12 protein-coding genes are annotated in these 12,600 nt (G+C 64.9%); 7 read left to right on the top strand and 5 right to left on the bottom strand.

Features of this window, described 5'->3' with window-relative positions:
• Positions 1-116: 116 nt before the first annotated feature.
• The 5 genes from R2676_RS00260 (at position 117) to R2676_RS00280 (ending at position 4,112) form a co-directional block, all read left to right on the top strand.
• Positions 117-1,067 (top strand): UDP-2,3-diacylglucosamine diphosphatase, encoded by a 951-nt coding sequence (locus R2676_RS00260; protein ID WP_027681016.1) that lies wholly within the window; start codon positions 117-119, stop codon positions 1,065-1,067.
• Between the two features lie 86 nt (positions 1,068-1,153).
• Positions 1,154-2,197 (top strand): glycosyltransferase family 4 protein, encoded by a 1,044-nt coding sequence (locus R2676_RS00265; RefSeq protein WP_027681015.1) that lies wholly within the window; start codon positions 1,154-1,156, stop codon positions 2,195-2,197.
• A 12-nt stretch (positions 2,198-2,209) separates the two neighbouring features.
• Positions 2,210-2,674, top strand: coding sequence for a diacylglycerol kinase (locus R2676_RS00270; protein ID WP_051530973.1), 465 nt, complete (start codon positions 2,210-2,212; stop codon positions 2,672-2,674).
• Between the two features lie 137 nt (positions 2,675-2,811).
• Positions 2,812-3,531, top strand: a complete 720-nt coding sequence (locus R2676_RS00275; RefSeq protein WP_206275159.1) for a TetR/AcrR family transcriptional regulator — start codon at positions 2,812-2,814, stop codon at positions 3,529-3,531.
• Positions 3,528-4,112 (top strand): LOG family protein, encoded by a 585-nt coding sequence (locus R2676_RS00280; protein WP_102066419.1) that lies wholly within the window; start codon positions 3,528-3,530, stop codon positions 4,110-4,112. Before R2676_RS00275 ends, R2676_RS00280 begins: the two co-directional genes overlap by 4 nt.
• Positions 4,113-4,124: 12 nt before the next feature.
• Here R2676_RS00280 and R2676_RS00285 read toward each other — a convergent pair whose 3' ends face one another.
• Genes R2676_RS00285 through R2676_RS00300 form a run of 4 tightly spaced genes read right to left on the bottom strand, consistent with a single transcriptional unit; the run spans position 4,125 to position 8,883 of the window.
• Positions 4,125-4,703: a DUF924 family protein gene (locus R2676_RS00285; RefSeq protein WP_206275158.1), complete on the bottom strand. Its 579-nt coding sequence runs from the start codon at positions 4,701-4,703 to the stop codon at positions 4,125-4,127.
• Positions 4,704-4,752: 49 nt separating this feature from the next.
• Positions 4,753-5,157, bottom strand: a complete 405-nt coding sequence (locus R2676_RS00290) for a group II truncated hemoglobin (protein ID WP_027681011.1) — start codon at positions 5,155-5,157, stop codon at positions 4,753-4,755.
• 34 nt (positions 5,158-5,191) lie between these two features.
• Positions 5,192-7,726: an ABC transporter permease gene (locus tag R2676_RS00295; RefSeq protein ID WP_206275157.1), complete on the bottom strand. Its 2,535-nt coding sequence runs from the start codon at positions 7,724-7,726 to the stop codon at positions 5,192-5,194.
• Positions 7,727-7,782: 56 nt separating this feature from the next.
• Positions 7,783-8,883 carry a substrate-binding domain-containing protein gene (locus R2676_RS00300; RefSeq protein ID WP_206275156.1) on the bottom strand — a complete coding sequence of 367 codons (1,101 nt, stop codon included), beginning with the start codon at positions 8,881-8,883 and terminating at the stop codon, positions 7,783-7,785.
• Positions 8,884-9,041: 158 nt separating this feature from the next.
• On the opposite strand from R2676_RS00300, the gene R2676_RS00305 reads away from it, so the two are divergent.
• A complete protein-coding gene (locus R2676_RS00305) occupies positions 9,042-9,890 on the top strand; it encodes an ABC transporter substrate-binding protein (RefSeq protein WP_206275155.1) in 849 nt (282 codons plus the stop codon).
• A gap of 18 nt (positions 9,891-9,908) precedes the next feature.
• Here R2676_RS00305 and R2676_RS00310 read toward each other — a convergent pair whose 3' ends face one another.
• Positions 9,909-10,856: a LysR substrate-binding domain-containing protein gene (locus R2676_RS00310; RefSeq protein ID WP_027681007.1), complete on the bottom strand. Its 948-nt coding sequence runs from the start codon at positions 10,854-10,856 to the stop codon at positions 9,909-9,911.
• A gap of 214 nt (positions 10,857-11,070) precedes the next feature.
• Between R2676_RS00310 and xdhA the strand changes: the two genes are divergently transcribed.
• A complete protein-coding gene (gene xdhA, locus R2676_RS00315; RefSeq protein WP_206275154.1) occupies positions 11,071-12,597 on the top strand; it encodes a xanthine dehydrogenase small subunit in 1,527 nt (508 codons plus the stop codon).
• Positions 12,598-12,600 lie beyond the last annotated feature (3 nt).

The following is a 12,600-nucleotide window of genomic DNA, read 5'->3' on the forward strand; positions in this document are numbered from 1 at the left end:
TTGCCGACATGGTCCTGCCAAATCTGCCATCGCGCCCTGGATTTCTCCGCCGCCTCGCGCAACGCTTTCGCGCTGCTCCCCTCACCGGTTCCGACTGGAACGCTCCACCGCCGCTGATGCAAATGGCCGCCGGACTCGCCGCCGCGGGTGCGCTGGGCTCGGCTGTACCGGCAGGTCGGGGCGATGTGCGCGAGCACGAAGCACCGGTCGCCACGCCGGCTTCGACGCTGGCGCCCGATCGATCGGCCGACACCGACACTGATCCGCCCGCCGAAAAAATCCAGCGCTACCGCACGATCTGGCTGTCGGACATCCATCTCGGCACGCCGGGCTGCCAGGCAGACTATCTCCTGGACTTTCTCAAGCATCACGAATCGGACACGCTGTACCTCGTGGGCGACATCGTCGACGGCTGGCAACTGCGCAAGGGCTGGTACTGGCCGCAGGCCCACAACGATGTGGTGCAGAAGGTGCTGCGCCGCGCGCGCAAAGGCACACGCGTCGTCTTCATCCCGGGCAACCACGACGAGATGGCGCGCCAGTTCCACGGCCTGAACTTTGGCGATATCGAAGTCGCTGAAGACGCGGTGCACGTGACCGCCACGGGCAAACGCCTGTGGGTCGTGCACGGCGACTTGTTCGACGGCGTGATGCAGCATGCGCGCTGGCTCGCTTACGTCGGCGACTCGCTCTACACGTTCATCCTGGCGATGAACCGGCACTTCAACCGCATCCGCGTGCGGCTGGGTTTTCCGTACTGGTCGCTGTCGCAATACCTGAAGCACCAGGTCAAGAACGCGGTGAACTTCATCAATTCGTTCGAGCGTGTGATGACGGACGAAGCGCGCCGCCGCGGCTGCGACGGCGTGGTCTGCGGGCATATCCACAAGGCCGAAATCCGCGAGATCGACGGCCAGCTCTACTGCAACGACGGCGACTGGGTGGAGAGCCTCTCTGCCCTGGTCGAAACCATGGAAGGCGAACTGCAGATCGTCTACTGGACGCATCTGCTCGATGCGCCGCGCACCTCCCGCCGCGCACGCCGTGCCGCTGCGGCCGCCGCCTGATGGAAGCCTCTATGACCCACACCAGCATCGACCTCGTTCAGCCCGCTGCCGCCCACCCTACCCCCCAAGGAGAGCCCGTGAAAGTCATGATCGTCACCGATGCCTGGGAACCGCAGGTCAACGGCGTCGTCCGCACCCTTACCCAGACGCGTCGCGAGCTGGAGGCCATGGGGCACATCGTCGACATGATCACGCCGCTGGAATTCAAGACGGTGCCGTGCCCGACGTATCCGGAAATCCGCCTGTCGATCCTGCCGTCCAAGCGCGTGCGGGAGCGCATCGAACAGTTCGCCCCGCAAGCCCTGCACATCGCGACCGAAGGCCCGCTCGGTCTCGCTGCACGCGCCTATGCGCTGCGTCACAAGCTGCCCTACACGACGGCGTACCACACGCGCTTTCCGGAATACGTGCAGGCGCGCTTCGGCATTCCGCTGGCCTGGACGTATCGCTTCCTGCGCTGGTTCCACAGCCCCGCCCAAGCCGTGATGGCGCCCACGCCCGTGGTGCTGAAAGACCTTGCCGACTACGGCATCACCAACGGCGTGCTGTGGACGCGCGGCGTCGATCTGGACATCTTCACCGCCCAGCGCAGCAACGTGCTCAACACGGCGCACCCGATCTTCCTGTACGTCGGCCGTGTGGCCGTGGAAAAGAACGTTGAAGCCTTCCTGGAGCTGGATCTGCCGGGCTCCAAGTGGGTGGTGGGTGAAGGCCCCGCGCTGGCCGGGTTGAAGGCAAAGTACCCGAATGCCAGCTACCTCGGCGTGCTCAAGCAACCGGAACTGGCCAAGGTGTACGCCTCAGCCGATGTGTTCGTCTTCCCGAGCCGCACCGACACGTTCGGCCTGGTATTGCTGGAAGCACTTGCGAGCGGCCTGCCGGTTGCCGCGTATCCGGTGACGGGCCCGATCGACGTACTCGGCGATTCCCCAGCCGGCGCGTTGCGCGAAGACCTGCGCGAAGCCTGCCTGGAAGCGCTGCGTATCGACCGTGCCACGGCACGGGCGCATGCCGAGAAGTTCTCGTGGCGCGCCGCCTCGGAGCAGTTCCTCGCGCACCTGCGTCCGATGCCCGCAGCCTCCGCCGGCAACACCAAGGCTGCCGAGCCGTCCACCGCTGCGGGTGCCTGAGTCTTGCGCTCCATGAAGCCCACCACCCCGCCGGATCGGCGATTGGAAAATCCGCCCGCACCGCCGGCGCCAGGCGCGTACTCGCCGGCCGACAATCCGCATAAAGGCAATCGCGGCATCACGCGGGCGTGGTTTGCGCTCAAGAACTCCATCAGCGGCATCCGCTTCGCCATCGACGAGGAAAGCGCGTTCCGCCAGGAGCTGACGCTGTGCGCGATCCTGCTGCCGTGCGCGTTCGTCATTCCCGCCACGGTGGTCGAGCGCATTCTGATGCTCGGCACGCTGGTGCTGGTGCTAATCGTGGAACTGCTCAATTCGAGCGTGGAAGCGGCGGTCGACCGCATCTCGCTGGAGCAGCACGGGCTGTCCAAGCGGGCCAAGGATTTCGGCAGCGCGGCCGTCATGCTGGCCCTGCTGCTGTGTGTGGGGACGTGGGTGGCGATCGCTTGGCCGTGGGCGGCGTCGCTGTTGCGCTAGGAACACCAGCGAAAAGCCGGCGACAACGTTTGGCTATGTATTCCCCGCAGCATGTGGGGATCGTTGCACAAGCACGATCTCTTATAATCCGGGCACCAATACGCCACGGAGACAGGGCCACCGGCCTTGGCAGTTCAATGGAAACCAAGCAGCATTCCACCGGCCCGCGCCGGACGCGCGATCGCATTCTCGAAGTGTCGCTGCGCCTGTTCAACGAACTGGGCGAGCCCAACGTCACGACCACGACGATCGCCGAAGAGCTGGAGATCAGCCCGGGCAACCTGTATTACCACTTCCGCAACAAGGACGACATCATCAATTCGATCTTCGTGCAGTTCGAGCAGGAGATCGCGCGTCGCCTGAAGCTGCCGGATGACCACAAGGCCACGCTGGACGAAACCTGGGGCTATCTGCAGTACATGTCGGAGTTTCTCTGGAACTACCGCTTCCTGTACCGCGACATCAACGATCTGCTCGCGCGCAACCGCATGCTTGAACTGAACTTCAAGCGCATCGTCGAGCAGAAGCGCCACTTCGCCATGGACATCTGCCACCAGTTCATCGAAGACGGCGAGATGGAAGCCACGGCCGAGCAGGTCGACGTCGTTTGCACCAATATCGTGGTGATTGCCACCTACTGGCTGTCGTTCCAGTTCGTGCAGCACCCGCGCCAGTACAACGACCAGAACGCGATCCGTGACCACCTGCACGGCGCGAGCTACCACATCCTGTCGATCCTCGCGCCTTACCTGCGCGGCAAGCCGCGGCGGGCGTTTGATCTGCTGGCCGTGAGCCGCAGCAACGATCCGCCTATCGGCACCCCGGGCACCTCCAGCAACAACACCCCTGCTCAATGAAATCGATCTGCGTCTATTGCGGTTCCAGCCCGGGCGAGCGCCCGGAATACAAAGCCAACGCCATCGCGCTGGGCAACGAGATGGTCAAGCGCGGCCTGACGCTCGTCTACGGCGGCGGCAACGTCGGCCTGATGGGCGTGGTGGCCGACGCAGTGCTGCACGGCGGCAGCCCGGTCATTGGCATCATCCCGAAATCGCTGGTGCGCAAGGAGGTCGGGCATAAGGAGCTGACCGAACTGCACATCGTCGATAGCATGCATCAGCGCAAGCAGATGATGGCCGATCGCGCCGATGCCTTCATCGCCATGCCCGGCGGCGTCGGCACCTACGAAGAGCTGTTCGAGACCTTCACGTGGCTGCAGCTCGGCTATCACAACAAGCCGATCGGCCTGCTGAACGTGGCGGGTTTCTACGACAAGCTGCTCGCCTTCATCGACCATGCGGTGCAGGAAGGCTTCCTCAAGCGTCACCACGCTGACCTGCTGCACGTGAGCGACGACCCCGCCGCGTTGATCGACATGCTGGCGCGTGCGCCGCGCGAGACGGTCGACAAATGGTCGGAGCGCCGCGAGCGCACGTAAGCCCCGCCAGGGCTAAAACGACGACCCTGGCTGCTTCAAAAACTCCACTTCCTCGGGCGTGGAAACGCGCCCCAGCGCCTCGTTGCGATGCGGAAAGCGCCCGAAGCGCGCGACGATCTCGCGGTGCTTCTCCGCCCAGATAAGCGGGTCCGCATCACCTTCCTGGTCGCGCAGCCGCGTGTAAAGGCGAATCGACTCATCCTGCGCCGACAGCGCCTCGCTGTGCTCGAACGGCAGGTAGCAGAACACACGGTGATGGCGCGTTGGCAATTGCGCATCCCATCCTGCGGCCACGACGATCTGCGCGGTGTGCAACGCAGCGGCGTCGCTGGCAAAGGCGCGCGCAGTGCCACGAAACATGTTGCGCGAGAACTGGTCGAGCACGACGATGCGCGCGATGGCCTCGAGCGGCGTGTCCATCCAGGTGTCGGCGTCGCCCGTGGAAAGCGCTTCCCACAGCGGCAGGAAACGCGCGCGGATCTCGGCATCGAACGCATCGGACTTGGTGAACCACTCCGGGCGTGCATCAATCAGCGGCGCATTGCCGAACCAGAACGCAAGCACGTCGTCTGCGGTGGGCAAACCGATCATCAGGGTCTCCTCGAATATGTTCTTGTAGGGTGCACTTTCGCGCGGCACCTTAGCGCTGCACGTTCCGCATCCAGTCGGCGGTCTGCCAGAAGGCCTGCATCAGCCGCATCTGCAGGGCTTCGTCCAGGCCGATGTCTTGCATGGCGAGGGCCATGCAGCGCATCCATTGATCACGCTCCTGCGTGCCGATCTCGAACGGCATATGGCGCGCGCGCAGGCGCGGGTGGCCAAAGCGCTCGATGAAATGATTCGGGCCGCCAAGCCAGCCGCACAGAAACCAGAACAGCTTGTCGCGCGATCCATCAAGGCTTTGCGGATGCAGCGCGCGCAGCACGGCAAACTCGGGCTCCAGATCCATCAGGTCGTAGAAGCGGTCAACGAGTTCGCGCACGCGCGCCTCGCCGCCGATGAGGTCGAACGCCAGGGTTTCCTGGCCGGAAGTTGCATCAGTCATACAGCGTTGGTCACTTCTAAAAATTCGGGCGCCATCATGCGTCACGGAGCGTTGCCATGGCCGGGCGACGCAGCACGTCGCGCAAGCCGAGCCAGCCGCCAACAAAGGCGCACGCCATGCCGCTCACGATGCCCACCGGCAAGATCGCCGGGTTGAAACGATACGGAAAATCGAAGACGTACGCCGACAGCACCCAGCCGATGGCGATCGCGCCCACGCCGGCCATCAGCCCGGCGAGGCCACCCACGATCAGCACTTCTGCGTACTGCGTCTGACGTACCACGCCGGAGCCTGCGCCAAGCGCACGCAGCACGCCTGCATCACGCAAGCGCTCGTCGCGCGAACCGGAGAGCGCCGCGTACAACACCAGCACACCCGCCGCCAGCGTAAAGACGAAGAGGAATTCCACCGCCGCTGTCACCTGGTCGAGCACGCCCTGCACCTGCTGCAGGATCAGTTCGGTATCGACCACCGTCAGGTTCGGAAACTCGCGCACAAGCTTGGCCGGCAGATCGGCCTGCCCGGCGGGAATGCGGAACGCAGTCACGTAGGTCTGCGGCATGTCGCGCAGCGCCACGGGCGGCAGGATCACGAAGAAATTCACGCGCATCGAACTCCAGTCGAGCTTGCGCAATGACGTGATGGGCGCATCCACCGTCTGCCCGGCGACGTCGAAGCGCAGCACATCGCCCAGGTGCAGGTTGAGCGTCTTGGCAATACCCTCTTCCACCGAGGCCTCGGGCTTTTGTCCACTGAACCATTGGCCCGAAACGAGGCGATTTTCAGGCGGCTGCGCGGTGGCGTACGACAGGTTGAATTCGCGTTCGACCAGATTGCGGGCGCGCGATTCGGCATAAGTCTGGCGATCGATCACCTGGCCATTCACCTGCGTCAGGCGCCCGCGCACCATTGGATAGAGTTTCGGATCGGCCACGCCGGCCTGCGCGAGAGCCTGCGCCACCGCCTGCATCTGGTCAGGCTGGATGTTGATGATGAACCGGTTGGGCGCATCGGCCGGCGTGGCGTTATGCCACGAGCGGATCAGGTCGTTGCGCGTCATGGCGAGCAACAGCAGCGCCATCAGGCCAACCGCAAGCGCCACGGTCTGCAGCACGCTCACGCCGCGACGGCGCTCCAGCACGGCGAGCGCAAAGCGCCAACCCACGCTCAGCGCACGACCCCGCCCCAGCGACATCGCCAGCGCGCGCAACCCGCCTGCTGCCAGCAGCGCAAACACGACGATGGCGCCGGCAAACCCGGCGGCGGTCAGCGCGCCAAGCTTCACGTCACGCGCAGACACGACCAAAAGCGCAAAGAACGCCGCCGCACCCAGCGCATAGCCGATCCATGCGGCAACGGCGCGCTCGGCCACATCGCGCCGCAGCACGCGCAGCGGCGCCACGCGCACGAGGCTCAGCAACGGCGGCACGGCAAAGCCGATCAGCAGCACCAGTCCTGCCGTCACGCCCACGACCGCAGGCCAGATGGATGGCGCGGGCAATGTCACCGTGACCAGGTCGCCAAGCGACGCCAGCAACAGCCAATGCGCGCCATAACCGAGCGCCACGCCCACCGCCGAACCAATGACGCCGATGAGCAAAAACTCCAGCGCGAACGTGCCGAGAATCTGCCCTTGCTTGAGCCCAAGGCATTTGATGACGGCCACCGCATCGGTATGCCGTGCGGTGTAGCGGCGCGCGGCCATGGTGATCGCCACCGCGGCAATCATGGCCGCCAGCAAGGCGACGAGCGAAAGGAAGCGCTCCGCACGGTCGAGCGTTTCGCGCATCTGCGGCTGGCCGTTTTGCAACGATTCCACGCGCACGCCACGCAACTGGCGCGTCTTCGCTTCGTTCTCGGCCCAGGTGTGGAACGCGCTGGCAGCGGCATCCGGACCCGCCACCAGCAGGCGATACGTGACCCGGCTGCCGTAGGTGACAAGGCCCGTCGAACCAAGGTCCGACATCGGCAGCATCACCCGAGGCGCGAAATTCATGAAACCCGCGCCGCGATCGAGTTCCTGGGTGATGACATGCGCGATCTTGAAGGTGCGCGTGCCGAGGCGTATCGCATCGCCCACGCGAAGGCCCAGCGCTTCGAGCAGCGGTGCATCCACCCACACTGTGCCGGCGGCGGGAATGCCCCGAATGGGCGCACCGGCGGTATCCCGACCCTCATCGCTGACCTTCAGTGTGCCGCGCAGTGGGTAGCCCACGTCGACGGCCTTGATGGCGGCGAGTTGCGAAGCAGGTTCGCCCGACGCGCCCTTGGTCAACGTGCTCGCCATGCTGGGGAACGTGGCGGTGTGCGTGACCTGCAGGCCGCTCGCGCGCGCATGCGCTTCGATGTCGGGCGGCAGCGGTTGATCGGACACGACGAGCACATCCGCGCCGATTAGCTGACGCGCGTCGCGCTCCAGACCGGCGTGCATGCGATCGGCGAGGAAACTAACGGACGCCAGCGCGGCCACCGCCAGCACCAGCGCGACGAGCAGCAGGTTCAGTTCACCGGCGCGCCAGTCGCGGCGCAGCATGCGCAGGGCTTGGGTCCAGACGGAGAAACGTGACATGGGCGAAACAGGGGCGAGGCGCGCAATGGCGCAAACCCCGCCATGTTCGCACGACTTCAGCGGGCCAGCGCGCGAGCCTCGTCAGCGTGCCAGGGCAGCGCCTGCTCGGCGGTGAGCAGCGAAACGTGCTCGGCGGGCCGGTAGCCGGCGAGATGGCCCAGACCTTCGCGGAAGGCCGGCTGCCCGATGCGCTCGATCAGCTCGCGCACCCAAGGCGACAGCGCGTCATTGCGGCGCACCGCCAGGTAGTACGTTTCGCGCGTCAGCGGCACAAAATGCAGGCCGTGGGCTTCGGCGCCGGGGCGCAGGCCGAAGCCGACGTCCGCCCGCCCTTCCTGCACGGCGACGGCGATCTTGTCGCTGGAGAATTCCTGCTCGTCATACCCATTGATCTGGTCGGGATACAGCCCGGCCGCCACCAGCAACTGATCGAACAGCAAACGCGTGCCCGAACTGCGCTGACGGTTGATGAAGCGCGCTTGCGTGCGCGCCAGGTCGCCCAGCGACTGCACCCGCCCCGCCCATTCCGCCGACATCATGAGCCCCTGCTCGCGATCGGCCAGGGCGATCAGCCGCACGGCGGTCGGCCGTAACCACTTGCGCAGGGTCTGGTGCGCGATCGACCCCGCCCCTTGCTGCGGCGCCACGTAGAAGCCGGCCACCTCGCATTGCTTTTCCTGCAGGCAGATCAGCCCCTCGACGGCGCTGCAGAATACGGTGTCGATATGGGCACCGTGGCTTTGCCGCGCAAACGTCTCGGCCAGCAGTTCCACGGCCGGGTCATGGCTGCCCGAGAAGCGGATGCGCGCCTGCGACTGCGAGGCGTCCTCCAGCTCGGACAGGAATTGGCTCATGGCCTGATTCAGTGCTGGATCGAGCTGCTCGCGCAGGCGCATCTCAGCGCGCAGCATGCGCTCACCGAACAGCGTGAGCGAGGCGCCCCGGCCCCGCTCCATGTCCAGCAGGGAGCGGCCGACCATCTCTTCCCACGACCGCATCACCCCCCAGGCGTGCCGGTACGACAGCCCCACCTGTTTCGCCGCGCGATGCAGCGACCCCGTCTCTCGAACAGCCCGCAGCAACTGAAACACCTTGCCGTTCGCACGCGGGTTGTCGTCCGGCCCCACCACCGGAAATACCTCGAACTGGAATGTCATTATGTTTATGGTTTCCTATTTACTTCCGCCGTGGCGCGGGAGAACAATCCTGCCCATTCCGGGGCGGGCATCTCGTGGTCGCTGGCTGCCCCCGACGTTGCCGCCATCATGCAGCATCCGACATAAAGCGTCCACGCCTTCGCGCTAACCCCCACAACATGCCCGGATTGTCCAAAGCCCTTCGGCTGCCTGCCCTCATCTGTCTGACGCTCGCGGTTGCCAGTGCCGCATATGCTGGCGATCTCCGCATGGCCACCACCACCAGCACCGAAAACTCCGGTCTGCTGAAGGTCCTGTTGCCCAAATTTGAGGCGGCCACCGGCGTTCATGTGCAGGTGATTGCCGTTGGCACGGGCAAGGCGGTCAAGCTCGGCGAATCGGGGGATGTGGATGTGGTGCTGGTGCACGCCCGCCAACTGGAAGATGCCTTCGTTGCCTCAGGGGGCGGCATCGACCGCCGCGACGTGATGTACAACGACTTCATCCTCGTCGGCCCAGACACGGACCCGGCCCACGTGCGCGGCCAGAAGAACGTCATTCAGGGGATGGAGACGATCGCTGCGGCGGGCGAAAAGGCCGGCGCGAAGTTCATCTCGCGCGGGGACAACTCCGGCACCGACGTCATGGAAAAGGCCTACTGGAAGACCGCCAACATCGACCCGAAGGGCAAGCCGTGGTACGTGAGCGCAGGACTCGGCATGGGCGAAGTGCTGAACATGGCCGCGCAGATGAATGCCTATACGCTCTCGGACCGCGCAACCTACGGCGCCTACCGCGCCAAGACGGGCCTGGACATCGTGCTGGCCGGAGACCCGCGCATGTTCAACCCCTACGGCATCATCGCGGTCAACCCGAAGAAACATCCGGGCATCAACTACACCGATGCCACCAAGCTGATCGAATGGATCACGTCACCGGCGGGCCAGCAGGTCATTGCCGACTTCAAGGTCAACGGGGAGCAGGTGTTTTTCCCCAACTACGGGAAGGCCGTCGCAAGCGGAAAGTGAGCCCGGCCCGGCGCAGGTTCAGGCCACCGCCGATTCCAGCTGCGAATGCTGCGGCAACTCGGCCGCCACTTCGCCGATCATGCGACGTAGCCACATCACATCGGGCGCGGCATGGCTGCGCTCGTGCCAGAGCTGGTAAAAGCGCATCTTCGGAAACGCCATGGGCGGCGGCAGGATGCGGATCGGCAGATACTGCGCGCAATGCGCGGCGAACTGGCGGCCGGTAGTGAAGACCAGATCGGTGCGCATCAGGACATACGGCACCAGCCCGAAATACGGCAGCGATACCTGGATCTGCCGCTTCAGTCCCTGCTCGGCAAGTGCCTGATCGATCATGCTGCGCTGCATGACGGCATACGGGGCCGGCGCAAGATGCGGCATCTCCACATAGTGCTTGAGCGAGATGCCCTTGCGCGCCAACGGGTGCTGCGCACCCAGCATGCAAACGACTTCATCGTCGAACAACGGGGAGATATGCAGGTGTTCCGGCGGCGAGAGCCAATTGCCAATCACCAGGTCCATACCGCCCTGCTCCAGCGCGGCTAGGTAATCCACCCCGGCATTGAGCGGATGCACCACCAGCTTGGCTTGCGGCGCCTGCTTGCGCAGACGCTCGACGATGTTGGGCAGGAAGAAGGCGTCAAGGTAGTCCGGTGCCCCCAGGTGGAACGTGCGCGTGGTGTTGCCGGGGTCGAACTCCTGAGACGGGCGGGCGATACGTTCCATTGCCTCCAGGCTCTGCTGGGCCAGCGTCAGCAGATCATGGCCGCGCTCGGTCGGCACCATGCCGTTCTTGCCACGGACCAGGATGGCGTCGCCGGTGATCTCCCGCAGGCGCTTGAGCGTGTTGCTGATGGCCGGTTGCGACTGGCCGAGCTTGACCGCCGTACGGGTCACGCTCTGCTCGGTGAGCAGCGTGTAGAGAACGCGCAGGAGGTAGGTATCGAGGTGATCTTTGCCGTGCATCTGGAGGCGGGTAACGGCTGCGCCGACCCTTCTAAAAAAACGTGCTTGGGGACGCTGTCAGTGTATGTCAGTTGCACGCCGCGCCGCCAGACCGCTACCGGCGGGTATACCCCGGATTTTGGCTTTCCGATGCGGGTTATCACATGGGCCAAATATTGCATTCCTAGGCCGGTGCTATGGTTCCATTACACACACAAACAGGCGTAGAACCCCCATGGAGACTCAGCCCATCCGCTTCTTCCACCGCGGTCAGGTCCGTACCGTTACGGATGCCCCGATCACCCGAACGGTGCTTCAATACCTGCGTGAAGACGCACACTGCACAGGCACCAAGGAAGGGTGCGCCGAGGGCGATTGCGGTGCGTGTACCGTCGTGCTCGGCGAACTGCAGGAAGACGGCAGCGTCGGCCTGAAGGCCGTCAATGCGTGTATCCAGTTCCTGCCCACGCTGGACGGCAAGGCGCTGTTCACCGTGGAAGACGTGCGCGGCAAGGATGGCACGCTGCACCCGGTGCAAGAGGCCATGGTGGAGTGCCACGGATCCCAGTGCGGTTTCTGCACGCCTGGCTTCGTGATGTCGCTCTACGCGCTGTACGAAAACACCGGCAACCGGGCGCCGACTCCGTCGCGCCAGACCATCTGCGATTCGCTGACCGGCAACCTGTGCCGCTGCACCGGATACCGCCCCATCATCGACGCCGGCGAGCGCATGTTCGAACTCCCCGCGCCGGCAGGCATCGACCGCACGCAGTTGGCTGAAACGCTGCGCAAGCTGCAGCGCAACGACACCTTCAGCTACGCCCCCGTCCGCACCGAGAATGCGCCACGCTTCTACGCACCGCGTACCGCATCCGCCTTTGCCGCCATCAAGGCCGCGCATCCGAACATCCGTATCCTGGCCGGCAGCACCGACGTCGGCCTGTGGGTCACGAAGCAGTTCCGCGACCTTGGCGACATCCTCTACATCGGCCAGGTGGCCGATCTCTACGCCCTGGAAAAGCGCGACGGCTGGATCGAGATCGGCGCTGCCGTCTCGCTCGAAAAGGCCTACGCATTCCTGGCTGCGGACTACCCGGAAGTGACCGAATTGTGGAAGCGCTTTGCCTCGCTGCCGATCCGCAATGCCGGCACGCTGGGCGGCAACATCGCCAACGGTTCGCCGATCGGTGACTCGGCACCCGCGCTCATCGCCATCGGCACGCGCGTCGTCCTGCAGCGTGGCGAAGTCCGCCGCGAGTTGCCGCTTGAAGACCTCTACCTCGCCTACCAGAAGAACGCGATGGAAGAAGGCGAATTCGTTGCGGGCCTGCGCATCCCCGCACGTGAGGGCCGCGATGCCCTGCGCTTCCGTACGTACAAACTCTCGAAGCGCTTTGACGAGGACATTTCCGCCGTGTGCGCGGCGCTGGCCATCGAGCTCGACAGCCAGGATGGCGAAACCCGCGTGCGCAGCGCACGCATCGCCTATGGCGGCATGGCGGCAACCTCCAAGCGCGCGACAGAGACGGAAAACGCCATCGTCGGCCAGCCGTGGAACGAAGCGACGGTGCGCGCTGCCATGGCAGCCATGTCGCGCGACTACACCCCGCTGACCGACATGCGCGCGACCGACAACTACCGTCGCATATCGGCTGCCAACACGGTGTACCGCTTCTGGCTGGAAACCCGCGTCGATGCACCGCTCGCGCCCGAACAGATCAATGTGCGCGCGGTCGAATTGAATACCCTCACGGCAGCCTAAGAA

Origin of the sequence: Ralstonia flatus, from assembly GCF_958439105.1 — a bacterium.
Classification (GTDB): domain Bacteria; phylum Pseudomonadota; class Gammaproteobacteria; order Burkholderiales; family Burkholderiaceae; genus Ralstonia; species Ralstonia flatus.